The organism is Mycolicibacterium diernhoferi, from assembly GCF_019456655.1.
Lineage (GTDB): Bacteria > Actinomycetota > Actinomycetes > Mycobacteriales > Mycobacteriaceae > Mycobacterium > Mycobacterium diernhoferi.
Genome location: NZ_CP080332.1, coordinates 1,998,957 through 2,024,053 on the forward strand (window position 1 = coordinate 1,998,957; position 25,097 = coordinate 2,024,053).

24 protein-coding genes are annotated in these 25,097 nt (G+C 67.0%); 12 read left to right on the plus strand and 12 right to left on the minus strand.

The window, feature by feature from the left end:
* Positions 1 to 21: 21 nt before the first annotated feature.
* Positions 22 to 1,242, minus strand: a complete 1,221-nt coding sequence (locus tag K0O62_RS09375; protein ID WP_234800240.1) for a hypothetical protein — start codon at positions 1,240 to 1,242, stop codon at positions 22 to 24.
* A 609-nt stretch (positions 1,243 to 1,851) separates the two neighbouring features.
* Between K0O62_RS09375 and proA the strand changes: the two genes are divergently transcribed.
* From proA to K0O62_RS09395, 4 genes are all read left to right on the plus strand, one after another.
* A complete protein-coding gene (proA, locus tag K0O62_RS09380; RefSeq protein ID WP_073858582.1) occupies positions 1,852 to 8,190 on the plus strand; it encodes an anti-phage protein ProA in 6,339 nt (2,112 codons plus the stop codon).
* On the plus strand, positions 8,187 to 8,549 hold the full coding sequence (locus tag K0O62_RS09385; protein WP_073858583.1) for a hypothetical protein: 363 nt from the start codon (positions 8,187 to 8,189) through the stop codon (positions 8,547 to 8,549). The genes proA and K0O62_RS09385 overlap by 4 nt, the downstream gene beginning before the upstream one ends.
* 4 nt (positions 8,550 to 8,553) lie before the next feature.
* On the plus strand, positions 8,554 to 9,609 hold the full coding sequence (locus K0O62_RS09390) for a DUF2510 domain-containing protein (RefSeq protein WP_073858584.1): 1,056 nt from the start codon (positions 8,554 to 8,556) through the stop codon (positions 9,607 to 9,609).
* A 123-nt stretch (positions 9,610 to 9,732) separates the two neighbouring features.
* Positions 9,733 to 10,206: a nucleotidyltransferase domain-containing protein gene (locus K0O62_RS09395; RefSeq protein ID WP_079244408.1), complete on the plus strand. Its 474-nt coding sequence runs from the start codon at positions 9,733 to 9,735 to the stop codon at positions 10,204 to 10,206.
* Between the two features lie 165 nt (positions 10,207 to 10,371).
* Here the strand turns inward: K0O62_RS09395 and K0O62_RS09400 are convergent, their stop codons facing one another.
* From K0O62_RS09400 to K0O62_RS09410, 3 genes are read right to left on the minus strand one after another with little or no spacing between them, the layout of a single operon-like run.
* Positions 10,372 to 11,016 (minus strand): vWA domain-containing protein, encoded by a 645-nt coding sequence (locus tag K0O62_RS09400; protein WP_073858585.1) that lies wholly within the window; start codon positions 11,014 to 11,016, stop codon positions 10,372 to 10,374.
* A 22-nt stretch (positions 11,017 to 11,038) separates the two neighbouring features.
* Entirely contained in the window at positions 11,039 to 11,419 is a 381-nt protein-coding gene (locus K0O62_RS09405) for a hypothetical protein (RefSeq protein WP_073858586.1), read from the minus strand.
* 60 nt (positions 11,420 to 11,479) lie between these two features.
* Positions 11,480 to 12,178 (minus strand): endonuclease/exonuclease/phosphatase family protein, encoded by a 699-nt coding sequence (locus tag K0O62_RS09410; protein WP_073858587.1) that lies wholly within the window; start codon positions 12,176 to 12,178, stop codon positions 11,480 to 11,482.
* Positions 12,179 to 12,364: 186 nt separating this feature from the next.
* On the opposite strand from K0O62_RS09410, the gene K0O62_RS09415 reads away from it, so the two are divergent.
* Positions 12,365 to 13,168 carry a hypothetical protein gene (locus tag K0O62_RS09415; RefSeq protein WP_073858588.1) on the plus strand — a complete coding sequence of 268 codons (804 nt, stop codon included), beginning with the start codon at positions 12,365 to 12,367 and terminating at the stop codon, positions 13,166 to 13,168.
* 47 nt (positions 13,169 to 13,215) lie between these two features.
* Here K0O62_RS09415 and K0O62_RS09420 read toward each other — a convergent pair whose 3' ends face one another.
* Positions 13,216 to 13,368, minus strand: a complete 153-nt coding sequence (locus K0O62_RS09420; RefSeq protein WP_205870816.1) for a hypothetical protein — start codon at positions 13,366 to 13,368, stop codon at positions 13,216 to 13,218.
* Here K0O62_RS09420 and K0O62_RS09425 point away from each other — a divergent pair.
* Entirely contained in the window at positions 13,349 to 13,558 is a 210-nt protein-coding gene (locus tag K0O62_RS09425; protein WP_411551110.1) for an NrtR DNA-binding winged helix domain-containing protein, read from the plus strand. The genes K0O62_RS09420 and K0O62_RS09425 overlap by 20 nt on opposite strands.
* Before the next feature lie 107 nt (positions 13,559 to 13,665).
* Positions 13,666 to 14,496: a hypothetical protein gene (locus tag K0O62_RS28625; RefSeq protein WP_234800241.1), complete on the plus strand. Its 831-nt coding sequence runs from the start codon at positions 13,666 to 13,668 to the stop codon at positions 14,494 to 14,496.
* A gap of 16 nt (positions 14,497 to 14,512) precedes the next feature.
* Here the strand turns inward: K0O62_RS28625 and K0O62_RS09435 are convergent, their stop codons facing one another.
* The 6 genes from K0O62_RS09435 to K0O62_RS09460 form a co-directional block, all read right to left on the minus strand.
* Positions 14,513 to 14,875, minus strand: coding sequence for a type II toxin-antitoxin system PemK/MazF family toxin (locus tag K0O62_RS09435; RefSeq protein WP_073858590.1), 363 nt, complete (start codon positions 14,873 to 14,875; stop codon positions 14,513 to 14,515).
* The gene (locus K0O62_RS09440; RefSeq protein ID WP_073858591.1) at positions 14,859 to 15,095 is read right to left on the minus strand and encodes an antitoxin; all 237 of its coding nucleotides are present in this window, start codon (positions 15,093 to 15,095) and stop codon (positions 14,859 to 14,861) included. The genes K0O62_RS09435 and K0O62_RS09440 overlap by 17 nt, the downstream gene beginning before the upstream one ends.
* A 252-nt stretch (positions 15,096 to 15,347) precedes the next feature.
* A complete protein-coding gene (locus K0O62_RS09445; RefSeq protein WP_073858592.1) occupies positions 15,348 to 15,665 on the minus strand; it encodes a type II toxin-antitoxin system VapC family toxin in 318 nt (105 codons plus the stop codon).
* Positions 15,662 to 15,910 (minus strand): type II toxin-antitoxin system Phd/YefM family antitoxin, encoded by a 249-nt coding sequence (locus tag K0O62_RS09450; RefSeq protein ID WP_073858593.1) that lies wholly within the window; start codon positions 15,908 to 15,910, stop codon positions 15,662 to 15,664. The genes K0O62_RS09445 and K0O62_RS09450 overlap by 4 nt, the downstream gene beginning before the upstream one ends.
* A 33-nt stretch (positions 15,911 to 15,943) precedes the next feature.
* A complete protein-coding gene (locus K0O62_RS09455; RefSeq protein ID WP_073858594.1) occupies positions 15,944 to 17,176 on the minus strand; it encodes an IS1096 element passenger TnpR family protein in 1,233 nt (410 codons plus the stop codon).
* Positions 17,173 to 18,252, minus strand: coding sequence for an HNH endonuclease (locus K0O62_RS09460; RefSeq protein WP_073858595.1), 1,080 nt, complete (start codon positions 18,250 to 18,252; stop codon positions 17,173 to 17,175). Before K0O62_RS09460 ends, K0O62_RS09455 begins: the two co-directional genes overlap by 4 nt.
* A gap of 216 nt (positions 18,253 to 18,468) precedes the next feature.
* Here K0O62_RS09460 and K0O62_RS09465 point away from each other — a divergent pair, with 216 nt between their 5' ends.
* The 5 genes from K0O62_RS09465 (at position 18,469) to K0O62_RS09485 (ending at position 23,382) form a co-directional block, all read left to right on the plus strand.
* Positions 18,469 to 19,458, plus strand: a complete 990-nt coding sequence (locus K0O62_RS09465) for an RNase H family protein (protein WP_073858596.1) — start codon at positions 18,469 to 18,471, stop codon at positions 19,456 to 19,458.
* Positions 19,459 to 19,488: 30 nt separating this feature from the next.
* Complete coding sequence (locus tag K0O62_RS09470) at positions 19,489 to 20,457, plus strand: mechanosensitive ion channel family protein (RefSeq protein WP_073858597.1); 969 nt, start codon at positions 19,489 to 19,491, stop codon at positions 20,455 to 20,457.
* A 23-nt stretch (positions 20,458 to 20,480) separates the two neighbouring features.
* Positions 20,481 to 20,981: an O-acetyl-ADP-ribose deacetylase gene (locus K0O62_RS09475; protein WP_073858598.1), complete on the plus strand. Its 501-nt coding sequence runs from the start codon at positions 20,481 to 20,483 to the stop codon at positions 20,979 to 20,981.
* Positions 20,982 to 21,035: 54 nt separating this feature from the next.
* On the plus strand, positions 21,036 to 21,998 hold the full coding sequence (locus K0O62_RS09480) for a DUF7159 family protein (RefSeq protein WP_073858599.1): 963 nt from the start codon (positions 21,036 to 21,038) through the stop codon (positions 21,996 to 21,998).
* A gap of 130 nt (positions 21,999 to 22,128) precedes the next feature.
* Positions 22,129 to 23,382, plus strand: a complete 1,254-nt coding sequence (locus tag K0O62_RS09485) for a L,D-transpeptidase (protein ID WP_079244667.1) — start codon at positions 22,129 to 22,131, stop codon at positions 23,380 to 23,382.
* 21 nt (positions 23,383 to 23,403) lie between these two features.
* Here the strand turns inward: K0O62_RS09485 and K0O62_RS09490 are convergent, their stop codons facing one another.
* Positions 23,404 to 25,011: a peptide chain release factor 3 gene (locus K0O62_RS09490; protein WP_073858601.1), complete on the minus strand. Its 1,608-nt coding sequence runs from the start codon at positions 25,009 to 25,011 to the stop codon at positions 23,404 to 23,406.
* Positions 25,012 to 25,097 lie beyond the last annotated feature (86 nt).

Sequence of the window (25,097 nt, forward strand, 5' to 3'; positions counted from 1 at the left end):
CACCAATCGGGTCGGTCATCGCTATACGGAGACGGCTGGCAGCACCACGACGGAACCATCGCGGTTACGGGCAATGTCGATGGCAACATCGGACGCGCGCCGGGAGACTTCGACCTCGTCGCCGAGAGCGCGCAAGCGGTAGGACGCGCTGAGCAACTTGTTCACGTCGCCTGCGCTCACCATCTTGTCCAAGATCCTGCGCGAAGACGTCAACTCGAGGCGCGACAGGGAACGCAGGACATCTGCGATCCCGAACTCCAGCTCGTCGACCCTTTGCGCGTCAGCTTTCAGCGCTTTTACAAAACTCTCGAAGGGGTTTGACTGGTCGGACTGGGAATGTTCCACAGCTTGGAGCACAATCACGCGCCGTTTTAAAGCAATTGCAAGGGTGGCAAGTTCGAGGTGAGCGCGGAACTCGCCACCAGGTTCATCGATACCGGGGAAGCTCTTGCGTAAAGCTGCAACTTCAACTTTCTCGCTCGGCAAGTCGGCGATGGCCTGTTGCCAACGCTTCAAGCGACGGCGCGACGCTTCCATGGCGGTACTGATGACGTGGACGGCGGAATCGAGACCTAGCGAAGCACCGATCCGTCCCTGGTCGAGCAGGATCGCAGTAGCCTTGTCGATTGCGTCCCGGCAACCGTCGAGCTGGCTCCGCTCGGTCTCCAGTTTGTCTTCGTGAACTTTCTCTAGGAGCTCGGTGATCCGCTCAATCGCTTGTTGGCGCTTGTGCTCGGCGTGGGCGCTGACTCCGACCGCTACCGCCATGAGAATCAACGGTGCGGCGACGGTGAGCGTCCCCGCGCTTGCCGCTGCGACCCCTGCGGTGGCGGCAGAGCCCGTGGCGGCGCCGGCCGCAGCCGCCTGACGGGTAACAGGTACGAATGTCGCTTGCGCTGCGATGCCAGACGAGTTAGTCAACGCGCTGTGAATGCCGCCAGTGGCTGCCTTTGACGCCATCGGCTTCAGGGCGCCGCTGCTGACTTCTGCGGCGTGTTTAGCCGGAACGACCATCCGGTAAAGGGCTTCCCCCGTCGCGCTCGCGCTGACCGAGGGCGCCGCTTCTGGCGTTTTGCTGATCAACTGGGAGAGGTGTTGGGCGAGCGGGCTCGCGCTATCTAGGTGAATACCGCCGCTGCGGTCAAGATCCTTCGGTAGTGGGTGCACCTCAAGTGTGGCGATCGGTACGTCAGCCATGGCTGCCAGAACGGTGCGGAGTTCCGCCAATCGTTCCGGAGTCATGGTCGCCTCGTCGAGTAACGAAGGGACGGCGACTTCTTGGGTCGCTAACGTCCAAACTGGTGCGAGCGATGTCCTGCCGTCGTCTACCACTGCGATCTGTTCCTCTCGGTGTCATGCTGCGGCGTCGGATCCCGGTGCTGACTTGAGAAGACCATACGGTGGCACGGCGACAGGTTGGGGCGGAACTTTTGCGGGTGAGCGCTTTGATCACTTAGCGGTGCGCATCCAGTGGGCAGCTCTTTCTCGATGCTGTGTACGCCGCGGGCCTAAAGATCCGATGGTTTGCGTCTTTAAAACAAGTGCGGAGCCGAGCAATCTCGGGGGGTTTTTGTCGGTGCCCTCTGTCATCCTGGTCGGCTCGCCTCTGCGGGTACACGACCTGACGGATTGGACTCCTGGATGACCGACTGCCCGAGATTGACGCCCGCCCAAACCCTAGCTGCGCTAATCTTCGCCAGTACGGAACACAGCAAATTGGCGTGCGCGAAGATATTCATGGGGGTCCGCGGCGGTATGTCTGACGTTGTCGCGCGGGGCCCGCGCCGGCCGTCCGGAAAGACGCCACCTGTCCAGAATCCGCAAGCCGCCCCGAATGCCGAGGTGTGAAAAGTGAACAACGTGGACCGTCATCAACTCATTGGCCATACGCTGACCACACTGGCTGCCGGCCTGTCCCCGTTCGTGTCGCAGGTGCTCAACCGCGCCGTTCCGCCCGGTACGGACTGGGCCGAGCTGCTGCGAGCAAAGGATGCGCAAAATGGCCGAGGCGGCGGCGAGTACCGGAGCGGCGACGTCGCTCTCATGCTGCGCGCCATGACCGAGCGGCTCGGCGACCTCGGCTACCCGTTCAACCGCGCGATGCCGCGGCAAGCCGAGATCTACGCCAAGGAGCTGCGCGAGGTCCGCAACAAGTGGGCGCACACCGGTGAGTTCACCGATACCGAAACCTACCGGGCCATCGACTCCGCCGAACTGCTGCTGCGGGCCATCGGTGCCGCCGACGTCGCCGAACGGGTGCACCACCTCAAGGCCGCGGTCGCCCCGATCGCGGCCGCGCCGGCACCGCAGCCCGCGACACCGGCACCCCCGCGGCCCGCACCCGCCACGGCTCCGGCATCGAAACCCGTGCCGCCCGCCGATGCCCCGCGCATCGACATCTCCGTGATCGCCGACCTCAGCTACGCGATGGCGCACTGCCGCATCCCGGTCATCGACCACATCACCGTCGACAACACCGGTGGCGACCGACAGGGCGCCGTCCTCGAAGTCGACGTCGTCAGCGCCGAGGGCTCGCACGGCGGACCCGCCGAGATCCATCTCGACCTGTTGGCGCATCAGCCGACCACGCTGCAGACCGTCGACCTCAAACTCGACCCGGCATCGATGTGGCGCGTCGACGAAGCCCGCCCTGGCGAGATCCGCGTCGTGCTGCGCGACAGCGCCGGCCACGTCCTCGCCGAGGCCGCCAAGGAAGTCACCATCCTGGCGGCCAACCAGTGGAAGGCCACCCCGCCGCAGCTGGCCCTGGAGGTCCTGGCCGCCTACGTCCAACCCAACGCCGCCGCCATCGCTCCGCTGCTGGTCGAGGTCTCCGACCGGCTCGGCGCGGCCACCGGTAACTCCTCGCTCGACGGCTACCAGAGCGAGAACCCGGAACGCGTCGACGCCATCGTCCGCGCGGTCTTCGACGCGGTGAAGGCCCGCGACATCCGCTACGCCGAGCCACCCGCCAGTTGGGGCGACATCGGGCAGAAGGTCCGCACCCCCGCCGAGGTGTTCGACGGCCGCCTCGGCACCTGCCTGGACACCACGCTGACGCTGGCGGCCGTGCTGGAGCAGTGCGGCATCAACTCGACCATCTGGCTGCTGCGTGAGCACGCATTCCTCGGCTACTGGCGCATCGACGGCGCGCTGGCCTCCGTGTCGACCACCGAACCCGCCGAGGTGATCAACCAGGTCGACCTCAAGAGCATCGGGCTCATCGAAACCACCCTGGTGACGCAGTCGGTGCCCGACGCCACCTTCGACGACGCCCGGCGCGCACCGCGCATCCAGCACCTCGCCGAGGACCTGACCAACATCCTCGGCATCACCGATGTGCGACAGGCACGGCGCTCCCGCATCTTTCCGCTGCCCAGCCGCAGCACCGACGCCGACGGTAACGTCGTCATCTCCGAGTACAAGCCCGGCGACGGACCGGTGTTCCAACCGTACGAGGCCACCGAGTCGAAACCGGCGGCCACGGCCGAGGCCGTGCCGGCGCGGGTCCGGCAGTGGAAGAACGCGCTCCTGGATCTGAGCCTGCGCAACAAGCTGATCAACTACACCGACCGCGCCGGGTACCGCCTCGAAGTTCCCGGCCCCGCGCTCGGCCGCTTCGAAGACGCCGTCAACGCCGGCGCGCGGGTCAACCTGCTCGGTTCCGACGAAGTGCAGAACGTCGATGTCGCGCGCGGGATGCGGTTCGGCCGCGACCTGCCCGAGGCCGAACGCGAACTGCTGCTCGCCGACAAACACAGTGCTGCCTACATCGACATCACCGCGGCGTCCTACAAGAACAAGCTGAGATACCTCGCGAACAAAGCGAAGACCATCCGGGAGGAAACCGGCGCCAACAACCTCTACCTGGCGTTCGGGATGCTCAGCTGGCACCTGAACGACCGGCCGCTGCGTTCACCCCTGGTGCTGGTCCCGGTGTCGCTGACCACCACCAACCGCGGCGAACGCTATCTGCTCACCATCGACGACACCGGCGCCTCGACACCGAACTACTGCCTGATCGAGAAGCTACGCACCGCACTCGGGTTGGAGATCCCCGGGCTGGCACAGCCCGATGAGGACGCCTCCGGCATCGACCTGGTGGCCACCTTCGACGCGGTTCGTCGCGCCGTCGCCGAGGCCAAGCTGCCCTTCCTGGTCGAAGACAGTGTGCACCTGTCGATCCTGCAGTTCGCCAAGTTCCCGCTGTGGAAGGACCTCGACGAATCCTGGAAGGCGCTGTCCGGCAACAGCTTGGTGCGCCACCTGCTGGAGAGCCCGCAGAACCCCTTTGTCGACCCGGTCACCGAGCTACCGCGCACCGACCTCAACGAGCTGAGCACCGCGGTGCCGGTGCCCGCCGATGCATCCCAGTTGCGGGCCGTCGCCGACGCCGTCGGCGGGCGGACCTTCGTCCTGGAGGGCCCGCCGGGAACCGGTAAGTCGCAGACCATCACCAACCTGCTGGCCCACGCCATGGCCAGCGGACGCCGCGTCCTGTTCGTCGCCGAGAAACGCGCGGCGCTGGACGTGGTGAAGAAGCGGCTGGAAGGTGTCGGACTGGGGGAGCTGTCGCTGGACATCCACGACAAGTCCGCGCGCCCGGCCGCGGTGCGCGCGCAGATCAAACATGCCCTGGAACTGCGGATGAGCCACGACGCGGATCTGCTGCGCACCAAGCTGCAGGTCGCCGAGTCCAGCCGGCACAGCCTGGCCCGCTACGCCGACCGGCTGCACGAGGCCAACACCGTCGGCCAATCCCTGTACACCGCAAGGTCCTTCGAGCTCGCCGCCGACCAGGACATCGCGCCGCTGGCGGTCCCGCGCAGCCTGATCACCAACGCCGACCCCGCCCTCTTCGACGCGGTGGCGCAGGTCCTGCGCACCCTGCCGGAGAAGTTCGACGACGCCCGCCCGAGCCCGGAGCACCCGTGGGCCTTCATGGACACGATCCCGCCGAGCGGTCTGGATCCCGCACGGATCCACGCCGCCGCGGTCGCCTTCGACACCGCCCTCACCGAGCTGCACCGCTTCGGCATCACCGCCGACGCGCTCGGCCGGTGCCACAGCCCGGAAGCCGTCGACGGTTGGGCGCGGCTGGCCGGGGAACCGCGTTACCCGCTGTCGGACATCGACGCCCTGCACACCGCCGAGTGGCAGACCTACATCGCCGGGATCGAACAGGTCCTCGCGGGCCTGCAGCAGAAGCCGGAGTGGCTGGCGACCGTGACGCCGGCGGCCATGGACCTCGACATCCCGGCCATCCACGCGGCGGCCGTCGCGGCCGACGAATCGGGGATGTTCGGCCGCAAGAAGCGCCGCCGCGCGGTGCTGGCCCAGCTCACCGACGTCCTCGCCGTCGACCCGGCCGAGGTCAAACTCAAGACCCTGTCGGCACTGACCGCGGACCTGCAGACCAGCCACGCCGTGGTCGCCGATCTGCGGCAGCGGGTCGCCGCGCTGCCCGCCGTGCTGTTCGACCGGCCGTGGAACCCGTTCGTGGACGCCGACGCGGCGCACCTGGCGCAGGCGTTGGCGGCGTTGCGCGGCCTCGGCCACAAACTGTCCGCCAACCCGGCCGACCCGCACATCGCCGATCTGCGAAAGTTCTACAGCGACACCGCGACCGGAACGTGCGCGGCCACCCTGCAGGCGCTGGCGACGAGTTGGCGCCAGCTGATCGAGATCACCGGCAGCGCCGCAACCCAAGCCGCTTGGGCCGATGACGCGTCGTTCATCGGGAAGTGGTGGGCGACCCGCGGCACCCGCCGGATCGAGTCGGCGGTGACCATCGAACGGTGGGTCGCCCTGCTGCAGCACATCGACCCCCTGCTGCGCGCCGAGATGCCCGAGGCGCGGCGCGACATCCTGGCCGGCCGGATCGTGGCCGAGGACGCCAGCCTGGCATTCGACCGCGGTGTCGCGGTCGCCTCCGTGGCCGAACGCCTGGAGGCCAGCGGACTGACTGATTTCGATGTCAGCGCGCACGGCAAGGCCATCGACCGGTTCACCACCAGCGCATCGGCGATCCGCGACGAACTGTGCCGGTCGATCCCGGCCCGGCTGTTGGAGGGGCGGACCTTCGACGCGTTCACCGAGAGCGGCCAGATCGGCCTGCTGAAGCGCCAGTTGGACAAGAAGCGCGGCGGCATGAGCGTGCGCGCGTTGATGGAGAACTTCGGCGAGCTGATCACCCAGATCCTGCCCTGCACCCTGATGAGCCCGGATTCGGTGGCCCGGTTCTTCCCGGCGCACCCCGACATCTTCGACATCGTCGTCTTCGACGAGGCGTCCCAGATCCGGGTCGCCGACGCCATCGGCGCGATGGGTCGAGCCAAATCGGTTGTGGTGGTGGGTGACAGCAAGCAGATGCCGCCGACCAGCTTCGCCGAGACCAGCGCGGGCGTGGACGACGGTGAGGAGGACACCAACCCCGAGGTGGTGGCCGATGAAGAATCGATCCTCAGCGAGTGCGTGCAGTCGCTGGTGCCGCAGCAGTGGTTGTCCTGGCACTACCGCAGCCAAGACGAGGCGTTGATCGCGTTCAGCAACATCCACTACTACAACGGGCGGCTGGCGTCCTTCCCGGCGCCGCTGGCGCCCACATCCGGGCACGGCATCTCGCTCATCCGGGTCGATGGCCAGTTCGAACGGTCCGGGCGGGGAAAAACACTGCGCACCAACCGGGTCGAGGCCGAACGCATCGTCGCCGACATCCGCGGTCGCTTCGACGCGTCACCTCACGTTGCGCCGTCCATCGGGGTGATCACCTTCAACGCGCAACAGCGCGACTTCATCGAGAACCTGTTGCGTGACGCCGGTGATGACCGGCTGCTGCAGGCCCTCGACGAGCCGGACGGTCTGTTCGTCAAGAACCTGGAGAACGTGCAGGGCGACGAGCGCGACACCATCCTGTTCTCGGTGGCGTTCAGCAAGAACGACAAGGGCGTGGTGCCGCTCAACTTCGGTCCGCTGTCCCGGCCGGGTGGGGAGCGGCGCCTCAACGTGGCGATCACCCGCGCGCGTCGTGAAGTGGTGTTGTACGCCAGCTTCGACCCCGCGGATCTGCGCGCCGAGGAAACCACCCAGGTCGGCACCAAGCATCTGCGCGCCTACCTGGATCTGGCGCACCGCGGTGTGGACACCATCACCCAGGGTGGTCGCCGCAATGCGGTGATCGATCGGCACCGCGACGACATCGCTGCGGCGCTGCGGACCGAAGGGTTCGCCGTGCAGGCGGATATCGGGCTGTCGGACTTCCGTGTCGACCTGGTGATCGCGGACCCGCAGGAACCCGATCACCCGTTGGTGGCGGTACTGCTGGACGGCCCGGAATGGTTCGGACGCCGGACCGTCGCTGACCGCGATGGCCTGCCGGTCGAGGTGCTCTCCAAACTGCTGCATTGGCCCGGGGTGGAGCGGGTGTGGCTGCCGGAATGGCTGGGAGATCGCGACGCGACGGTCGCACGGCTGCGGGAGTCGGTGGCGGCGGCGAAGCAGCGCAGGTTGGAACCGCCGGCCGAGGAGGTCCCGGTTCCGCCACCGGTGGTGCAACCGGTGATGGAGGAGACCCTGGCCTTCCGGTCGGCGCCCGCGGCGTCGACGCCGCGGGCGCCGCGGCGACACGCCCACCTCACCGACTTCAGTCCGTGGAATTCGGTGGTGATCGGCAGCATCAGCGTGCTCGACGAGATTCACACCAGCTACAACCGAGCGCATGTGGTGAAGATCGTCGAGTCGATCATCGACGCCGAGGGACCCGTGCACCGGGATCGGCTGGCCAAATTGGTGGCCGGTGCATTCAGCTTGGGCAAGGTCAGTGAATCGCGTAAGCGTGCGATTCAGCAGGTGGTTCCGGCCGAGTATTCGCGAGCCGACGACCGAGAGTTCTACTGGCCCAACGGTGTGCACCCTGGCACCTGGCGAACGGTGCGGACCTCCAACCGAGGAGAGGGGCGCCCGATCGGTGAGATCAGCCTGGTCGAGATCGGTAATGCGATGCGTGTCGCGGCAGAGCAGACCGGTGGCAGTGCCGTTGATGACCTCAAACGTGAGGCGATGAACCTGCTCGGCATGACGCGAATGGGGTCCGCCGTCACCTTGAGACTCGACCAAGCTCTGGAGCGGGCGCTGGCCGTCGGGGTGCTGAGGCAACAGCCATCAGGGATCTTTGTGGTCGGATCTGCATGAGCCCAGCCGAATTCGACGACGCGCTGTTCCACCAGGTCACGCAGGCGGTGGGCCCCGGCACGGCGATCCTGACGCTGTCGACCAAGAACCTCAACAGGGTTACCGCGGTGGACCGCCAGGGCGTGTGGGTGGAGACCGAACGCTCGATGGGTCTGGGATCGGGGCCGCAGCTGGTACCGGCGTGGATGATCGCCGTGGCCTGGGAGCGGTTGTGTGACAAGGGGGAGTTGAGTCAGCAGGACCTGCTCAATGAGCTGAACGTGAAGCGATCGGCGTTCGTGTGTGCGCTGCTGGCCAAGTTTCCGGAGGTGCGTATCAGGTCGACGCGGCCGACGGTGCTTGAACTACAGGGGGAGTAGCGACGTGCCGGGTGAGTATCTGTTGTGGAACGAGCAGCGCGGCGACTGGTGCAACTACGACATCGTGGGGGAGAGCTTCTACGGCGCGAACATCCAATCACTTCTCCCCGACGGATGGACAGGTGACGGCGTCGAAGTGCGGCGCAACTTCGAGCTGATTCCCGAGCCGGATAACCCCCACGATGAGTGGGCGATTTCGGTGCGGGCCGACGGACAGACCGTTGGATATCTGTGCAGGGAAGATGCTCCCCATTGGGCGAACGTCGTTCGACGCGTTGTCGCCTCCGGGCTGGTGCCCGTCGTTCCCGGACGAATCTACGCATACGAAGCCACCGACTGGGATGCGTGGGATGGCGAGAACGACCCGCCGAAGGACCTCGCGGCCCGAGTGCAGCTCAAGCTTGGTGATCCGCACGGTGCACTGCCTCTCAACGTCCCGCCGTCAGTTCCCTACACGCTGATTCCGCGGTCAGCGATCGTCCAGGTCACCAAGGAGGACGAGCATTCGGACGTCCTGCTGAGGTTTGTCCCGGCGGCCGGCTACGGGGCATTGTTCGTGACCCTGCACGAATGCTCCACGGGGCGACCCGGATCTGCCAAGCAGGTGGTCGAGATCCGCATCGACGACGAGCGCATCGGACAGTTGACGCCGCAGATGAGTCAGCGGTTCCTCCCGATGATCCGCCATCTCGACGCTCGGGGACTTGTGACTGCCTGCTGGGGCGACATCAAGGGGTCGGCTGTCGCCGCCGAGGTACGGATCGATGGAATCAAGGCCAACGAAGCCGATGCCAGCGTCCTCGACGGTGATCCGGTGACCCTCCCGGCCCTGGTTGGGTTTCAGGACGATCCGCTTGGGTACGACCTCTCCCCTGGGGTGGTCGGGACGACGCAGCCCGATCGTCGGCATACGTACGCATCTGAACGCTCAGTCTCCGCTACTGCGGCGCCGCCGCCGTTGCCGCCCGCCGCGTGGTACGACGATCCGTCCGATCCCAGCATGTTCCGCTACTGGGACGGGCTGCGGTGGACGGCACACGTTGCGCCGAAGGTTCGATAACCGGCATCGCTGGAATTGACGGCAGATTCAGAACTCGTCACCGCGCGGCTGCTGAAGTGCCTGGATCGTGACCTGGTGAAATTCATCCCTGGCCAGCATCTCGCACGATGATAAGATTGCCTTATGACGCTGGTTGCGGAGTACCTGGCTGCTCGTCGCGAGGAGGACGCTGCGCGATTGCGACGTGTCCTTGCGCTGCGGGCGATGGTTGCAGCCGGAATGCCGCAGCGGCAGATCGCCGCGGCGCTGGGCATCAGTCAACCCGCCGTGAGCCAGCAACTCAGGTTCGCTCCGGAGCTTGCCGAGGTCCATCCGGCTGACCTGCTGAACGCAGCGACACCGATTCTCAAGGTGCTGGCTGCCGACCGTGGGTACCAACGGCTGGCTGTCTTCGGCTCGGTGGCGCGAGGCACCGCTCGACCAGGATCCGATATCGACTTGATCGTTGAAGCGCCCGAAGGGACGTCCTCTTTCGGGTTTCTTCAATTCAAACAACTCATCGAACAGGTGCTCGGCCGCGAGATCGACTTGGTCGAGTACGGAGGCCTGAAGCCCAACCTGGATGACGATATCCGTCGAGAAATGGTGCCCCTCTGATGGACCGGAAAGCAGCCAAGGAGTTGCTGCACATCCAGGGATGGCTCGTGGCGGCGATCGTTGGAGAGATACTTCGCCGATGCCGAAGTTGCCTTGGCGGACGAGGGCGACTGATCTCCAAAGGTTCGTATCCTCAGCGAATCTCATTGACTGCGGCAGATCGAGTCAGTCGTCTGCCAACTCCGACCTCTGATCCGCACTGAACGCCGGCATCGCCGCGTCCGCGTCGTCGAGCCGGGCGGTGCGGTAGGAGCGCACATTGTTGGATGCCGCCATCATTGCCTCCCGCGACTTGCCGCGGGCGTAGCTGACGGACTGTTCGGCCCGAACACCGAGCCCCTTACCGACCTCGACGGCGTCCTGATCCGCGCCCATATACAGGAATTCCCAACCGCTTTCGTTGGTCTGCTGTTCGACGAGCGACTTGATGGCCGGCCGGCTCCATTCCCGGCTGGCGTTCTCCAGGCCGTCGGTCATGATGGCCACGATGACGGTGCCCGGCTTGTTCTCCTCGCTGAGCGCCTCGATCTCGGCGGCGGTGTCGGTGATGAGCTTGCCCATCGAGTCCAGCAGCGCGGTGCTGTTGCGCGGGTTCAAAACCAACGGCGGCACGTCACTGAGCGGGATGGAGCGGTAGACGACCTCGTACTCGTTGTCGAATTGCGCAAGCGTCACCAGACATTCACCGTCGCCGGCGCGCTGTTCGGTGAGGAACGCGTCGAAGCCGCCGACGACGTCGGACTTGATCGACTGCATCGACCCGGATCGGTCGAGCAGGAAGGCGATGAGGGTGAGGTTAGGGTTCGACATGGTGCCTTCTTTCGGTAGTTGTCTATCGGGGCTTGGTGTTGCGGCGCGGTTTGAATCGCATCGGTTCGGGGGCGGGGGTCGGCGGCAGCGGGTTGCCGGCGTGTTTGTCGTTGCGGGCGCGTCTGACGTCTTCGGCGGTGATCCGTTCACCGGTGCTGACATAGGGGTGGAGGCGCGGTGTCTTGGCCAACCGAGGACCGACCGCGTTCTCGGTGAGGCCGGCACTTTTCCCGGCCGCCGCGATCGACATCTCGTCGTCGACGACGGCACGGGCCAACTGCTCGTCGAGAAGCCGGCTGACCTCGGTGAGGACGGACCGGAGATGTTGGAGGGCTTGATCGGCGGATGCAGCGCTCTCGGCGTGGGCGAGATCTGCGCGGATGCGTTCGTACTGGCTGGGCATGGACAACCATACCGCATAAACTGAGGAGTCCGCAATAACTGCGGATCAATGTCGGCATGTTCAGCTCACCATCGCCACCAGGGCCGAATGATCGGTTTCGCCCGACAGTCGCGGCAGATGGTCGAACTCGCACCACCGGATCCGCTCCGCGAGATCCGGGCATGCATAGATGTAGTCCAGCCGGAACCCATTGTCCCCGGGGCGGCTGAACCAGGAGTACTCCCGCACCTCGGGGTGCAGGGACCGCCACACATCGGTGTATCCGGTCGCGACCAACCGGCCGGGCATCTCGGGACCGATGAACTTCGTCCCGCCGGGATCCTTGTCCAAATCGTTGGTGCCGGTGTTGAAGTCACCGACCAGCAGATCGATGTCGGCCCGGCGGGCACCGTCGATCAGCGCCTCCCAGTACGGCAGTTTCGCCGCATCCTGCGGCATGTACACGCCGCACACATACGCACCGTCGATCTCGGCGCACCACAGGTGCCGCGGGTCGAGTGACTCGTCGAACGCCCAGGACCGTTCGATGCCACCCCGCGCCGCGATGAGCACAGTGTTCGCCGTCGGCCCGACCGCCGGATGCGAGGTGTCGTAGCCGGCCTCCGCGAGCCGCGCCGTCAACCGAGTACCGGCCGCGTTGGCGCGAAACTCGGTCACCACGAGGATGTCGGCGCGGTAGCCGATCAGCCGGACCGCCAGCGCGTCCGCGGACTTGGTGCCGCCGTGCCGGAGGTTGAGTGTCACGAGCCCGGTGCTCATCGAAGATCCTCTCGCTCGGCGTGGAATCTCCAGCGAGCCGCTCAGTATGAGGGCGGCCACCGACAAGTCGATGCCGACCGCCCGGGACCTTGGCGCGCAAGCCCGAGCGTGTCGGTGGCACCTGTCATTCTGTCCGGCTGGCCTGAGCACACCCGGTGTGGCCGTAGACGAATGGGGAGAAACGCGATGAGCGACCGTCAGCCCAGCGTGGGTGCGGCCTTGTTTTGGCTGATCTTCGGCATCTTGTTTCTAATCTCGCTCATCCCGAAGCCGGTGTGGATCGCACTCGGCATCTGCGCGGGCATCGCCGTCGTGGTGTGGATCGTCTACGCCATAGTCCAGGGCATCGAAAAGGACCGCATCGAGGCCGGGAAGCGCGCGCAAGCGGAGAAGGCGGCGCGGGCCGCGGCCGCCCAACGGGAACGCGAGGAGCGGGCCCGCAAGGAGAAGCAACACCGCATCGACACGCTCGGTAAGTCGAACGCTTCCCTGGTAGAGGAGGCGCTCGCCGCGGCCCAGCAGGTCGCCGCCTCCGAGGCCGCCCGCGCCGGCTGGTTGGGCGACGTCGACTTCAGCCCCGACATCAAGGCGATCACCGACGGCTTCGCAAAAGCACACGCCTTGGGTGCCGTGACCGGCAAGCTGGCCGCGTTGGACAAGCCCAGTGCCGATGATCGCCGGATTCTGGCCGAGGCGAGGACGACCGTCGCGAACCTGGAATGTGCCGCGATCGAGCGGGTGGAGTTGATCGCCAGTTGCGCCATCGAGGCGAGACACATCGATGCCTCGCTGCGCGCCGAACGCCATGACGCCAAGGTCGCCGAGCAGCGCGCCGAATTGCATGCGAAGCTCAGCGCCATGCTCTACGGCATCGAGGCCGCACCCCAGACCACGCCGACGAGCTCCGCGGTCGATGCGGTGATGGCGCGCGTGCAGGCGTACCGGGAGATCAAGCAGCAGATCGATTGGGCCCGATCCGGCGGAAGCTGACGAAGCGACACTTGGTGCCGCAGAACCCGTGCCCGGGCAATCGATCGTTAGGCTGCTTCCAACCGCCGCAACGCTTCCCGGTACGCCGGGTTCGGGTTCGCCTCCGGCGGCACCGCCAACACCTCGCCCAGGGCGGCACGAGCGCCGCGGCGTGCGCCATACAGCGCGGCCACCGTGGGGGTGCGGCTGTACGCCTCCACGCCGGATCCCGATCGCCTTTTAGGGGACGGCTTCACGCTGCGTGACCTCCGCCTGGTGCACGAAGCGATCCTGGGTCAGGAGCTGCAGCGCGACACCTTCCGGCGCGCCATGGAACCGCATCTGGAGCCCACCGGGGAGCGGGTGGCCGCCGGCCGGGGGCGGCCGGCGGAGCTGTTCCGCCGCGCCTGAACGGGTGTGTCCTCGCTCCGTGTAGCAACTCTGACGATCGCTGAATTGTCAGACCCTGCTGGGATAATTCTGCTATGGAGCGAACAATTCACCACCGACTTCACCTCGTGGAAGCAGCCGACTGGAAGGACGGTGTCATCACCCTGCTCGAGCCGGATTCGCCGTATCGGCCGTGGCGGTACGCCTTCGGTGATTCCCGTCCCGGTGACTACTCCGTCATGGTGCTCGGCACCGATCCGGTGTCGGTGCTGACGCTGCTCGGGCGTATCGACCACGAGGGCGGTCTGGGTGGGGCGCTGTTCAACGACCACTGGGTCGGCAGCTCGAACCTCGTCGACCTGGCCACCCTGGCGATGGTGCTCGACCTGGATGACGCGTTCACCACCTGGCGGTTCACCGACGACGATGCCGAGCGGGTCATCCTTGCGCTGCACGAGAGCCGGGCGCGGGGCGGCCCGTTCCTGCGCTGGGGACACTCGTCGGTCTCCGCGGCACGGATCTTGTTGAATTTCAACGGTAAATGCGATTCGTGTGACGAAGAAATCGACCTGCGCGGCATCGATGCCCGCGATCGGATGCATATCCACACCGCGGACCCGTTGCCGCGCCCGACGCCGCACTCACCGATCCGGCCGGTGGACCACCCCGGTCGGTATCGACCGTACCGGGCGTCGCTGCGCGACGAGGTCCGCGACTGGCCTGCGGTGCTGTGTCGTCGCTGTCACGTCCGGATGCGCAACGGGAACTTCTCGTCCTTCATCGACTTCCGGTTCGCCCAGCACCCCGAGTGCCGGGAGTGCGGCGGAGCGCGAACCCAGCGGATCGCGTACGGGGAGCCGGTTTCTCCCGACTACTTCGGGCCGTGGGTGTATCTCGGTGGCTGCGTCGAAGGGGCTGACGACTGGCACTGCGACAACTGCGAGCATGAATGGTCGTGACGGCGCTGGCTGCAGCTCAGTCCGGCATGCGAATCCCCAGAATCAGACTGAGCGAGCGCTCGATCTGGCGCATGGTCTCGGGGGTGAGCGTGCCGAGTCGTTTCAACAACCGGGTGCGTGCGACGGACCGGATGCTGCGGCAAACAGCCACACTTGCGGTGTCTACGCCTTCATCGGGTGAGATTGGCGGTCGCAGTGGGGTTCCCGCGCGCGAACTCGATACGGGAATGACAACGATGAGTTCGTCCTCGACCCCGGTTAGTAGGTCGTCGACGGAGATGACCACGGCGGGTCGATGTTTGCCGGGCTCTCCATTGCGTGCGGCACCGAGCGCAACGAGCCACAGGTCACCGCGCCGCGGTTCAGGCGATTCCGTCATCGACCGTGTCGCTCCAGTCGCCGTCCTCGCCGCGTGCGTTGGGGGCGCTCGCTTCGGCCCGTGTGGCCTCGCGTTCGGCGCTGAAGGCTGCCTCCTGCTCTGCGCGTGCGGCCAGCTCCGTGAGTAGCGCGGCAATGGATATGCCTCGCTCCCGGGCCTGGGCGGCGAGGCGGTCGCGCGTCGGCGCGGGGACCCGGATAGTCGCCGTTGGTGTAGACATGTAGTGAGCCTACCCCTGGCGCCAGATATCGGCGCCTAGATGTGGGCCGATCGTGCGATGTGAGCGCTCGCCGCGAGGAGGACCTCGCGCGGTTGCGGCGCCTCCTCGAACTCATCGTTGCCTGGCGCGGTACCTGTGGCGGCCTGTATGACGCCTGTGGACGGACATCGGTGTTGGTGGGCGTATACGACGACCATCGGCAAGTGCAGCGGATATGCAGAAGATCGAGGTTCGGCACGGCGATGCCGCGTCTCACACCTTGAGTGCGGAGACCAGCGCGGCGTCGAGGATCTTGCTGTCACGGGTCGCGATGGTCAGGTTTCGGCGAAGCGCCTGGGCGACCAGCGCCCGGTCGAAGGGACCTCTGCGTGGCCAAGGGAGGCGCCTGGCGAGAATTGCATCACCTGATTCGATGGGTAGTTCCTCGGCACTCATGCCGGCGATGACGTCTGACCAGGCCGACAACAGCGCCAAGCCGTCGAGTCGGCCGATCCGGGTCTTGATGGCGATCTCCCAGGCGGATGCGGCGCTGACCCATACGCGGGTATCTGGGTCCAGGAGTACATTCATCGCTCCTCGGCGGCATCCCAATTCGTGACTTCCGACTCAGACAGGGGCTCGTCGAAATCGTTGGGCACAAACAGATTCGGTAGCTGTCCGAACGTTCTCGGGGTCGGCTGTACCGGAACGAGCCTTGCGACCGGTCTCCCGTGTCTGGTGATCGTCACCGACGCGCCAGGGCGCTCGACCTCGGCCAAGAGGTGGTTCAGCTGCTTCTTGGCTTGCGTGCGGTGACGGTGCTGTCCATGCGCCACGATAGGACCAATTGAGCTGTTCGCGCCAACCGATTAGCGACGTGGTCGTTTTGGTCGTAGTGCTGCTCGCGCCAACGCTGCCGCGGCCGGGCTCACCCAGTTGTGTTCGGCGAACTTTCGCGGCCGGTTGCAGATGTTCCGGAGCACCCCGCCGACCGCTAACCGGGCTATTTCGTAGGTCTCGACGCCCCGGCCGTCCGCGGTTCGCCAGCCGAGGTCGGTCAGCGCTTCCGCGATCTCGCCGATGCGCACCCACGAATCCTCGGACCCGCCGGCCTGCGCCAGGAACAACAGCGTGGCGTGACACTCGAATGTGTGTGGGTCGCTGGGGACCAACCGCGACGCCAGATGCTGCAACAGCACCACCGGATCCCGCTGCGCCGCGGCCCCGGCCTTGGTCAGTACCAGCGATCCCTTGTATTTGCGCAGCAATCCCATCGTCTGGAGTGACTGTCGAAAAGCCAGCAGCGGAAGGCAGTTCACCTCTCGGTTGTTCTTGCCGATCCAATCGGCCATTTCCGGAACAGTTTCGGACGCCGCGGTCACGTCGGCGGGTTTCAGGTAGCCCGCCGAGGTCAACGGAATCCCGCCGTCAGCCGCGCGGTTCAGAAACCACCGGACTGGGGCGAGGTTCGCCCGGAGGTCGGCGTCACCGACTGTTGTGGGGGCGGAGCCCAATCGAGCCACGCTGATGCTGCCGAGGCCATTCGGCAGCCGACTGAGCAGTGCAACGAGCCGAGAATCCACGCCGACGGTGAGCGCGACAAACAGGGGGCTGCGCAGTGCATCGTTGATCTCGTCGACTTCGAAAACGGTGTCAGGCGATGGGGTATCGACAAACCCCCGGCTGTCCTCCGGCGGCGCTGCCCTCTGGCCGTCGATGACCGCCGCCGCAGGAGAGTCGTCCAGTGCTGTCGTGACCTGCTCGAGTGTGAACGTCAATTCCCAGAAGTCGCCGTAGTCGTACACGTATGCGAGTCGGTCGCCGGGGCGATGCAAAGCGGCGTTCAGCGGCGTCTGCGATGCCGGCGCGCCCTGGTCTTCGCCTTCGGCGATGTCCTCATCGCAGAGATAGCGTTGGCTGCCGTCATCGAACGGGCCACCGCCCGTAGCGAATCGGTACAGGTGGCGGTTCTCCCATTCGAACGCCGCTTGCACCACCAGATGTACCACGTCCAACGGCAGATCTGCACGCAGATCCAGCCGCCGCCAGATGGGCGGTGTGGCGCCGTCGAGGTCGACCCGCACCCGGTAGATCGCCGTCAACTTGTCGTCCCTTCCAGCCACACCGGCGCGAACGCCAGATCCCACCGCACACTCGACTTGTAGCCCGCCCAGGTCGCGACTCCCGGAGGCTGCCCGCGATAGATACCGCGCGCGGCGGCCTGCACCCGTTGGTACTCGGTGGGCCACCGGATTTGATCGGCGATCTGCTCCAGAGCGTCTCGGTCGCGACCGAGCACCCGGTCCACGATGTCGACGGCGGGCAGCGCATGCCGCTTGTCGGTGTTACACCGTGCACAGGCCAGCACCAGATTCGCCAGACCGTCGATCCCGACCAGCGACCACGGCAGCACGTGGTCGATCGGGTTGTCCACGGGCAGCCGAGCGCGACAGTAGAAGCAGTGCGGACCGAACGCCTCCTTGAACGGTCCCCGTACCGCGGCCAGTGCTGTGCGGTCCCGCCCGAACAGATGCCCGGCGATATCGGGTACGTCGGCGTGCAGGAACTTGTTCATCCGGCGTACATCGTCGACCCACATGATCTCCAGCGCGGGTTTGAGCAGCCCGGCCAGTCGGGCCAAGCCCGCCGCGACGCCGGGCAGCAGGTCGATCGCGTCACCGCGGGCACGCAACGCCGAACGCGAGATACCCGAGTGCAGAAACGAATCGTCGTACAGAAAGCGGTCACCGGTCTGCGCTCCCGGTACCCGCTGCAACCGGAAGAGTGGCTGCTGCGCCAGGCACAACGTGATCTCGTCGATCGCCGTCTCATAGGCCGGGGGCGCACTGTTCATGGCGGCGGCAAGAGACCGCGCCGGCCCCGCCGCAGATCGGAACGCCGTGACGGCTCGGGGGATTCGCGCGCGTTCACCCGTGGACTGCCGGAGCTCATGGCCCTCGAACGGCCGAACCTGACGCCAATACAGTTCCAGCACGCGGTGCGCCAGATCGGGGATCGGCACCGTCCGCGCAGCGGCCGGATCGTCCGGTAGGTGCTCGATGCAGTGATCGATCAGTGCCATCAGTGTCGCCAGTTTGTACGTCGCGGTCCGCAACCCGGTCTCCAGGACTGCGACCACGCGCTGACCCAACAGCAGCGGATCGACGGCGTCGGGCATGTGCCCTTGTTACCACCTGTGCGCAGTCTCAACCCGGATTTGTCGGTGCCCTCTGTCATTCTGTCCGGCTCGCTTGAGCACAGAGCGAATGACGGAGGACACCATGACCACGACCCCCGGTCGGCACCCGCATCCGGCCGGTCAGCCCGGCCGGCCCTACCGCGACGGGCAGTTACAGCACGCCGACCGCGGCCAGTACCCACCGGACGCCGCGTGATGGTCCCGCTGCCACGAGCCCGACCCAAACCGGTCGACCTCGTCTACGCACGCCCGCGCCCACCCGAGACGATCGCGATCGCCGTTGCCGCCGCCGATTTCGGATATCGCTACGCCGCCGTCGGGGAGCTTCGGTGTTGGTCCGGCTTCGTCGCCACGACCGGCAAGGACACCGCGTTGCTGGACGCCATCGACCGGATCCGCTCCGAGCACGGAAAGCACCTGCGGATGCGGTTCCTGGTCAACCTGCCCACCACCAGCCCGGTGTGGGGCCGTGCCCACAGCATCTGGTGGATCGAGCGTCCCGACACCGCCGATCAACACCTGTTCGACGCCGCGGTGGAGCAACTGCGCCAAGCTCCGCCCGCGCCCGCGGCGCCGTTGACCGTCGACCTGGAGCCGGTCACGGTGGCCACCGACGGATCCGTGCGTGGTGAGCACGCCGGTTTCGCGTGGTTGACCTGCACCGCGTATTACGGGATGGCCGGGTACCGGTCTGTACCGAAAATCGTTGGCAAGCAACCGGTCCTCGTCGCCGAACTGCTCGCGATCGGTGACGCCGTCCGCGAGCTGACCCGGCGCCACCTGTCGATCGTGTCCGACAGCCAGGATGCCGTCGCCGTGGTGCAGCGGTGGAAGCGCGGTCACGACGTGATGCCCATCGACTATCCGGCCGGTGGCTTCTTGCAGGCCGCGCGCCAACAGATCCGTGCCGAACGCGACCGGATCGACGTGCGGTGGGCGCCCGGCCACCGCGGCGAACCGCTGAACGAGGGCGCCGACACCCTGGCGCGGCTGGCGTCGCGGTACCGGCGAGGTGACCGTGACCTCGACGTCGGCGAGTACGGTCGCCGGGCCCAGGGCATCGCTGAGGGTTTTGCGGCGGAGTTTCGGCGGACCACACCTATTTTTCTCCCGCACCGCCGTTCCGCCCGTGACCCGCACCGACGCCGAGATCACCCCCTCACGCAGCAAACGACCCCAGATTGACCCCCCACCAAACCGGGTACGCGCCCCAGCATGGATGTGTACAACGTCGCCTTCGAATGGACCGACACCAGCAAGCACTGGCTGCTCGAGGTGCCGATCAGAGTCGTCGCGTACCTGGTCATCGCGCTGGTGGCGCGCTACCTGATCCACCGGGCCATCGACCGCGCCACCACCGGGCGCAGGCCCAAGATCGTCGACGAAGCCCAGCCCACCGCCGACGAATCCCGAACCAAGATCCCGCCGCTGCTGCGCGCCCTGCGTGAGCGCGCGGGCTCGGTCAGCGCGGCCAAGGTCGCTGCGCGGCGTCAACAACGCGCCCAGACCATCGGCTCGGTGCTCAAATCCACCGTCTCGATCGTGCTGCTGATCTGGGTGGCACTGACCATCCTCAACGTGCTCGGCGTCAACATCGCCCCGTTCATCGCCTCCGCCGGCGTCGTCGGGCTGGCCATCGGCTTCGGTGCGCAGAATCTGGTCCGCGACTTCGTCACCGGCGTCTTCATGCTGCTCGAAGACCAGTACGGCGTCGGCGACACCGTGGATCTGGGCGAGGCCACCGGCGAGGTCGAGTCCGTCGGGCTGCGCATCACCACGGTCCGCGATATCGACGGCACCCTCTGGTACGTCCGCAACGGTGAGATCGCCCGGGTCGGCAACATGAGCCAGGACTACGCCGTCGCCCGCGTCGAGCTCCCCGTCGCCCTGACCGTCGACCTCGCCCGCGCCGAACAGGTCGCCCTGGAAGCCGCCGAGCAGGCCATCAAGGACCCGGCCGTGGCGGCCAAGGTGATCGGTGAACCCGAAATGCTCGGCGTACAGGAACTTTCACCCGACCGGGTCACCCTGCGGATGACGATCAAGACCCGGCCCAACGCCCAATGGTCGGTGCAGCGACGGTTGCGCCGCGAGATCCTCAAGGCCTACGACGAACACGACATCGACCTTCCCTATCCGACCGGCCGGGTGCCGGTCACCGTCGGCGAGCAGGCAGGGGAGTAGCGCCCAAAGCGCATACTGGCCCGATGCCGGACATCACCGCCGTGCACGGCGACATCACCAGGCAGAACGTCGACGCCATCGTCAACGCCGCGAACAGCCGGATGCGCGGCGGCGGGGGCGTCGACGGCGCCATCCACCGGGCCGGCGGGCCCGCGGTACTCGAAGACTGCATCCGGCGGTTCCCCGACGGTCTGGCCACCGGTGACGCCGGCTGGACCACCGCCGGCAACCTGCCCGCCCGCTGGATCGTGCACACCGTCGGACCCAACTACACCGCCGGCCAGCGCGACCGTGCCCTGCTGGAATCCTGCTACCGCCGCTCCCTACAGGTCGCCGACGAACTGGGGGCAGCCAGCATGGCGTTCCCTCTGATCAGCGCCGGTATCTACGGTTGGCCACGAGATGACGCCATCGCCGCGGCCATCGACACCATCGCGGCCACCGACACCCGGGTCGCACAGGTCCGCATCGTCGCCTTCGACGCCCCCGCCTTCGAAGCGGTCCGTACCTACCTGGATTCGTAGACCCGCCCGCTGGGTAATCTCGAATGCAAGTGTCAATGGATCGAGGGGGTCATCATGAGCCTCGTACTGGGCCTTTCGGTGACCTCGAAAGACATCCACGGGGAATTGGTCGACGGGGTGACCGGCGAAGGGGACCACCTCGACCGCGCCGTGCTCGACGTCGACCACATCGGGGACTTCCTGGCCGAGATCCCGGCCGACGCGGATCTGCACGCCATCGGCCTGACCTGGTCGCATGACGCCGAAACCGAGGCCATCAAGGTCCGCGAGGCCCTCGACGTCTATGCCGGCGGGGCGCCCGTCGTCCCGGTCCGCGACGTCGACGCCGCCGAGGCCCTGGCCCGCGGCATCGCCGAGAAGGCCGGCCAGGATTTCCTCATCGTGGTCGTGGTCGAACCCGACAACGCGGTGGTCGCCACCATCGACGGGTTCCACATCGCCGTGGAGAGCATCGACCACGCCGACACCGCCACCCTCACCGACCGGGTGCGTGCCCTCGTGCACGCCGCCCGGCCCAGCCCCGACGCGGTCTACGTGCTCGGCTCGGAGAACCCCAACGCGCTGGTCGCCGCGATCCAGCAGGAGACCGACCGCCCCGTCGTCACCGCCACCGAGGCCGACTTCGCGCTCACCCGCGGCGCCGCGCTGGCCTCCGCGCACACCGCCAACATCCCGGCGGTGCCCGCCCCGCACCACCACGTCTCGCGCGTCCGCGTGCTCACGGCCGCGTTGGGTGTGGCGGCCGTGGTGTTCGTGGTCTCCGTGTCGCTCGCCCTGACCGCGTACGGGGCACCGGCCGAGCAGCAGCAGCAGCCGGTCCGTCCGGTCGCGGTCGAGTCCGCCCCGGTGCCCCAGCAGCCGGTCGCCGAGACACCGCTACCGAAAACCCCACCCGTGCAAGCGAAAACGATCAACATCGTGCCGGCCGCGCCCGCACCACCGCCGCAGGCACCTGCGCCGCCGCGGCTGCGCGACCGGATCCTCGACAAGGTCCCGTTCGCCGACCGATTCCGGTAGGCCGGCGCTTGGTCGAATCGACTCCGAGCAGAGCACATGCCGTTACCCACCGGAGCCGCGCACCGGGCTACCATGGACACAGCGATCGGAGTCCCGATCAAACCGGCCCTCGCCGAACCATATTGGAGTTGTGTTGACCTCTGTTCGTCGTGCCTGTTTGGCGATCGTATTTGCCGTGCTGGCCGTGGCGGGCGGGGTCGTCCTGACCGTGCTGCCCGGCTGCACCGGGCACTGCCAGACGTTGACCGCGACGACGCAGGAGCTGCCGCAGGCCTCACCGATCGAGCCGCCCCGGATCACGATCAACCCCGGACCTCGCGCCGAGGTGGAGCCCGTCGGCGAGGTCTCGGTCACCGCCCAGAGCGGCACCCTCGCCGGTGTCACCCTCGTCAACGACGCGGGTAAGGAGATCCCCGGGGTGCTCGCCGAGGGCGGCACCTCCTGGACGCCGGCGGTGCCGCTGGGCTACGGCCGCAGCTACACCCTGACCGTGCACGGACGCGGTCCCGGCGGCATGCCGACCCGGGAGAGCTCGACCTTCACCACCGTGGACCCGGCCTACCAGGCCCGGGTGTACCTCAACAGCACCGCCTACGCCCCGTTGCAGGAAGGCGCCACCTACGGCATCGGCATGGTGGTGGTCGCGCGGTTCGACCAGACCATCACCGACAAGGCCACCGCCGAACGGCGCATGACGGTGACCACCGAGCCCAAGACCGTCGGCTCCTGGAACTGGATCGACGACCAGACCGCGCACTGGCGCCCGGAGAAGTACTACGCCCCCGGCACCAAGGTCACCGTCGACGCCGGCATCTACGGCACCCGCCTCGGCGAGGACCTCTACGGCGCGCAGGACGAGAAGGTGTCGTTCACCATCGGCGACGCGCACGTCTCGATCGCCGATGACGCCACCAAACAGGTCAGCGTCTACGAGAACGGCAAGCTGGTCCGCACCATGCCGACCTCGATGGGCATGGGGGGCAGCGAGACCATCGGCAACACCACGCTGAGCTTCTGGACTCCGCGCGGGGTCTACACCGTGATGGACAAGGCCAACCCGGTGATCATGGATTCCTCCACCTACGGTCTGCCGGTCGGCTCCCGGCTCGGCTACCGCAACACCATCCCGTGGGCCACCCGCATCAGCATGGACGGCATCTATCTACACCAGCTCAACGACACCATCTGGGCGCAGGGCAACACCAACGTCAGCCACGGCTGCCTGAACCTCAGCGGCGAGAACGCCGAGTGGTTCTACCACTTCTCGCGGCCCGGTGACATCGTCGAGATCCGCAACACCGGCGGCGAACCGCTGGCCCCGACCAACAACGGGGACTGGAGCGTGCCCTGGGCGCAGTGGCGCCAGGGCAGCGCGCTGAAGTAGCGGCCCGGATCGGGCCGGGTTTCAGTCGGCGGTGGCCACCAGCGAGCGCAGCTTGATCTCCGGGTGGTCGCGCTGGAAGCCCTGCAGCCGCCACGGTGTGGAGAACAGCACCAGCAGCACCCCGTCGCTGCGGGTCAGCACCTCGGCGGACACCTGCTTGTTCATGAACTCCGCGTCCTCGGGCTCCACGATCCGCGCGATCTGGTACGGCAGTGGCTCCATGGTGATGGCCGCGCCGATCTCGGTTTCCATCCGGTGCGCGGCCACCTCGAACTGCATCGGCCCGACGGCGGCGAACACCGGTGCCTGCTCGCCACGCTTGTCCGAACGCAGCACCTGCACCACGCCCTCCTGGTCGAGCTGTTCGATGCCCTTGCGGAACTGCTTGTGCTTGCTGGGATCCTTGCCGCGCACCACCGCGAAATGCTCGGGGGAGAAGCTGGGGATCGGCGGAAACGTCACCGGCACATCGCGATACAGGGTGTCCCCGGGACGCAGCGCCGCCGCATTGGCCAGGCCGATCACGTCACCGGGCCAGGCGTCGTCCAGGGTGGAGCGCTCGCGGCCGAACACGGACTGGGCGTACTTGGTGACGAACGGCTTGCCGGTGCCGGCGTGGGTCAGCACATCGCCGCGCTCGAAGGTGCCCGAGCACACCCGGGCGTAGGCGATCCGGTCCCGGTGCGAGGAGTCCATCCCGGCCTGCACCTTGAACACGAACGCGCTGAACGGTGCATCGACGGGCCGGGGGTTGCCCTCCACGTCGACGATGGCGCCCGGCGACGGCGCCAGCTCCACCAGCACGTCGAGCAGCTGGTTGACGCCGAAGTTCAGCGCGGCCGAGGTGAACAGCACCGGGGAGGTCTCGCCGGTCCGGAAGGTGTCCGGATCGAAGTCGGACCCGTCGGCCGACAGCAGCTCGGATTCCTCGACCGCGTTGTCCCAATCGATGCCCGCGGCGTCGTGGGCGGCCTCGGCGGCGATGTGCTCCTCGGGGGCGGCGGTGGCGCCACCGGCGGTGCGGGTGAACCGGATGTAGTTGCCCTTGCGGCGATCCATCACGCCCTTGAAATCCCCGGCGATGCCGACCGGCCAGGTCAGCGGGGTGGTGCGCAGCCCGATCCGCTCGTGGATCTCGTCCATCAGCTCCAGCGCGTGCCGGCCCGGGCGGTCCCACTTGTTGATCACCGTGATGATCGGGATGCCGCGGTGCTTACACACCTGGAACAACTTCAGCGTCTGCGGCTCAAGACCTTTGGCGGCGTCGATGAGCATGACCGCGGCGTCCACCGCGGTCAGCACCCGGTAGGTGTCCTCGGAGAAGTCGGCGTGGCCGGGGGTGTCGAGCAGGTTGATCACGCAGTCGCGGTACGGGAACTGCAGCGCGGTCGAGGTGATCGAGATGCCGCGGGCCTTCTCCATCTCCATCCAGTCCGACACCGTGGACTTGCGGCCCGCCTTGCCGTGGATGGCGCCGGCCTCGTTGATCACCCGGGCGTGCAGCGCGAGCGCCTCGGTCAACGTCGACTTACCGGCGTCGGGGTGGCTGATCACGGCGAAGGTGCGGCGCCGCGCCGCCTCCGCGGCGACGCGGCCGGCGGTACGGGTGTCGAGGGCATTCTCGGTCATATCAACAGCGATGGTATTTGCCGTGGCCGGGAAACAATAATCGAAGACCCGCCGGGCGTTAGCTGCGTCACGGCAATGCGGCTCCC

What these genes read in the sequence shown, in the direction of transcription:
- K0O62_RS09375 (WP_234800240.1), bottom strand. Translation starts at nt 1,242, where the DNA reads ATGACTCCGGAACGATTGGCGGAACTCCGCACCGTTCTGGCAGCCATG.
- K0O62_RS09385 (WP_073858583.1), top strand. Translation starts at nt 8,187, where the DNA reads ATGAGCCCAGCCGAATTCGACGACGCGCTGTTCCACCAGGTCACGCAG.
- K0O62_RS09395 (WP_079244408.1), top strand. Translation starts at nt 9,733, where the DNA reads ATGACGCTGGTTGCGGAGTACCTGGCTGCTCGTCGCGAGGAGGACGCT.
- K0O62_RS09400 (WP_073858585.1), bottom strand. Translation starts at nt 11,016, where the DNA reads ATGTCGAACCCTAACCTCACCCTCATCGCCTTCCTGCTCGACCGATCC.
- K0O62_RS09405 (WP_073858586.1), bottom strand. Translation starts at nt 11,419, where the DNA reads ATGCCCAGCCAGTACGAACGCATCCGCGCAGATCTCGCCCACGCCGAG.
- K0O62_RS09410 (WP_073858587.1), bottom strand. Translation starts at nt 12,178, where the DNA reads ATGAGCACCGGGCTCGTGACACTCAACCTCCGGCACGGCGGCACCAAG.
- K0O62_RS09415 (WP_073858588.1), top strand. Translation starts at nt 12,365, where the DNA reads ATGAGCGACCGTCAGCCCAGCGTGGGTGCGGCCTTGTTTTGGCTGATC.
- K0O62_RS09435 (WP_073858590.1), bottom strand. Translation starts at nt 14,875, where the DNA reads ATGACGGAATCGCCTGAACCGCGGCGCGGTGACCTGTGGCTCGTTGCG.
- K0O62_RS09440 (WP_073858591.1), bottom strand. Translation starts at nt 15,095, where the DNA reads ATGTCTACACCAACGGCGACTATCCGGGTCCCCGCGCCGACGCGCGAC.
- K0O62_RS09445 (WP_073858592.1), bottom strand. Translation starts at nt 15,665, where the DNA reads ATGAATGTACTCCTGGACCCAGATACCCGCGTATGGGTCAGCGCCGCA.
- K0O62_RS09460 (WP_073858595.1), bottom strand. Translation starts at nt 18,252, where the DNA reads ATGCCCGACGCCGTCGATCCGCTGCTGTTGGGTCAGCGCGTGGTCGCA.
- K0O62_RS09465 (WP_073858596.1), top strand. Translation starts at nt 18,469, where the DNA reads ATGGTCCCGCTGCCACGAGCCCGACCCAAACCGGTCGACCTCGTCTAC.
- K0O62_RS09470 (WP_073858597.1), top strand. Translation starts at nt 19,489, where the DNA reads ATGGATGTGTACAACGTCGCCTTCGAATGGACCGACACCAGCAAGCAC.
- K0O62_RS09475 (WP_073858598.1), top strand. Translation starts at nt 20,481, where the DNA reads ATGCCGGACATCACCGCCGTGCACGGCGACATCACCAGGCAGAACGTC.
- K0O62_RS09480 (WP_073858599.1), top strand. Translation starts at nt 21,036, where the DNA reads ATGAGCCTCGTACTGGGCCTTTCGGTGACCTCGAAAGACATCCACGGG.
- K0O62_RS09490 (WP_073858601.1), bottom strand. Translation starts at nt 25,011, where the DNA reads ATGACCGAGAATGCCCTCGACACCCGTACCGCCGGCCGCGTCGCCGCG.